This window comes from Armatimonas sp., assembly GCF_043760365.1.
Taxonomy (GTDB): Bacteria; Armatimonadota; Armatimonadia; order Armatimonadales; family Armatimonadaceae; genus Armatimonas.
In genome coordinates, this window is record NZ_JAYUPA010000200.1 from 1 (window position 1) to 2,108 (window position 2,108).

The 2,108-nt window shown below is 59.0% G+C and carries 2 protein-coding genes and 1 pseudogene; all 3 read right to left on the minus strand.

All coding sequences use genetic code 11. The features are described from left to right. Nucleotides 1–350 (minus strand): annotated as a pseudogene (locus ACH2EH_RS04875) (ABC transporter permease); the annotation flags it as partial. After that, nucleotides 347–1,297 (minus strand): ATP-binding cassette domain-containing protein, encoded by a 951-nt coding sequence (locus ACH2EH_RS04880; RefSeq protein ID WP_395139487.1) that lies wholly within the window; start codon nucleotides 1,295–1,297, stop codon nucleotides 347–349. The pseudogene ACH2EH_RS04875 and the gene ACH2EH_RS04880, both read right to left, overlap by 4 nt. Nucleotides 1,298–1,395: 98 nt before the next feature. After that, nucleotides 1,396–2,108: hypothetical protein (locus tag ACH2EH_RS04885; protein ID WP_395139489.1), on the minus strand; the 713-nt coding region annotated here is incomplete at its 5' end.

The following is a 2,108-nucleotide window of genomic DNA, read 5'->3' on the forward strand; positions in this document are numbered from 1 at the left end:
GTGGGAGCCACTCTATTTGCAGCGTTTCGGGTGAACCAGAGCGTGTAGAGATCCAGGGGGCGCGCCAGCTCGTAGGCGACGGTTCCATCGCGCATCATGGTGCGCACTTCCGGGTCAGGGTTGGAGGTGAAGGGCGAGAGGGCGAAGAATGCCTGTGTGAGCCAGGAGTAGGTGATCATCTGCGCCTCGGGGAGCGGCGGGACGGCATGGCTACTGTGATAGAACGCCTGCCGCATCGCCACCAGCGCCGCCCCAAAGAAGAGCTGTGTCCCCGCGCCCGCCCACGCCGCCGCACGGTACTGCAAGAGCATCTTGAGCCGTGCCGTAAAGATCGCAAGATAGGCTCTCACGACTGGGTTCCGTAGAACCGCGCGATGATCTCCTCAATCGGTGGGTTCTGCACAAAAAGATCACGGATAGGAATGCTCTGGCTGAGTTGGGCGATCAGCTCGGCGACAGGTGTCTTCTCGGGGTCGAAGCGCAGCGTGACGCGCTCGCCCTCGGTGCGCAAAATATCGAGGTTCAGGGAAGTGAGCGCATCGGGCTTGGGCGTCTCAATCACCAGCCAGCGCTCTTTGGTGACTTGCTGGCGCAGGGCTTCGAGGGGGCCGTCCAAAAGAATCTTGCCATTTCCGATCACTAAAACCCGTGAGCAGAGCGCCTCGATATCATCCATGTCATGGGTCGTGAGCAGCACGGTGACACCGTGCTCGTGGGCCAGCCGCCCGATAAACTCACGGACGGCGAGCTTGCTAATGGCGTCGAGTCCGATTGTGGGCTCATCTAAAAACAAGATCTCCGGGCGGTGGAGCAAACTTGCAGCCAGCTCGCAGCGCATGCGCTGGCCCAGGCTGAGCTGGCGCACAGGCGTGGTGAGAAAGCTGCCAATATCGAGCTTCTCGACCAGCTCGGCTTGCGTTTGGGCATGCTGCTTCTCGGGGACAGCGTAGATCTCCCGAAGTAGCATAAACGACTCAGATACCGGCAGATCCCACCAGAGCTGGCTGCGCTGCCCGAACACCACCCCGATTCGAGCGACATGAGCCTGACGCTCACGCCAGGGGACGCGTCCGCTCACGGTGACGGTGCCACTGTCGGGCACGAGAATACCGGAGAGGATCTTAACGGTGGTAGACTTGCCCGCGCCATTGGGGCCGATATAACCGACAACCTCACCCGGCTCAATTGCCAGCGAGATGCCATCGAGCGCTTTTACAGTGCGGCTCTGGCGGCGTAGAAAGCCGCCTTCGGCTACTGTGAAGTGCTTAACCAGGTTCTCAACAATGATCTGTGGCATGAGGAGGGGTATTTTACCACACCCCTCTCGTGCGTGTTCCTTAAAAAAAGTGTGATCTCACTTGCTCCATTTCAAGGAACCGGGAGCAGCCTTAGCGCTTAGGCAACTTGGGTCATTGCGAAGCGCCCCGAATCGGTGAGGACATTTCGTGGCGCGAGGAGCTTGTAGGTTCCCCGCATCGTGCCCAGGCTCACGCGCTCCACACCGGGCAGAAAACTCCCTCTCATCACCAGGAGCAAGCCGCCAGAATGGCCCGTGTCACCGACCAGATCGAAGCGGAAGCTGCCGTCTCTGTCAGGAGTAGGAGCAAAGGTCATGACTGTGGAGACGACCATGTCATTGAAGGCAAGCTGACCGGTGATCAGGTTGAAGCGAGGAAGCTCCCGGCTGGGGGCAGGAATATCATGCTGGAAACCCAGCCGCCCACCACGCCCGCTAATACTGAGAAACTCTCCAAAGAAATCAGGAGGCAGAATCTCAAGAGATGCCCGGTTGGCATCGGCCAGATCGGGAACAACGAGTCCCTGAGAGTTCGCCCGTAGCAAGTAAAGCGTTCCGCTGCTGGCGCCCATGTTGAGTGTCGCTTGATTGATCTCTACCGAGCTGGAGCCCATCTCTGGGAATCCGGTGATCGAGACGTTCGCATTGCTAATCGTCACCATACCGAAATTAGAGGTCAATGTGACAGGCTGATTGAACTGGTTGCCGATCGCCAGAGTGCCATCAGTGCCACTAGAGTCAATCGTGAGCGTCACTTCACTCCCCGTGAGCGCTCCCGAGGTTACTTTACCGGACCAGGGCACGTTGGGCA

What these genes read in the sequence shown, in the direction of transcription:
- ACH2EH_RS04880 (WP_395139487.1), bottom strand. Translation starts at nt 1,297, where the DNA reads ATGCCACAGATCATTGTTGAGAACCTGGTTAAGCACTTCACAGTAGCC.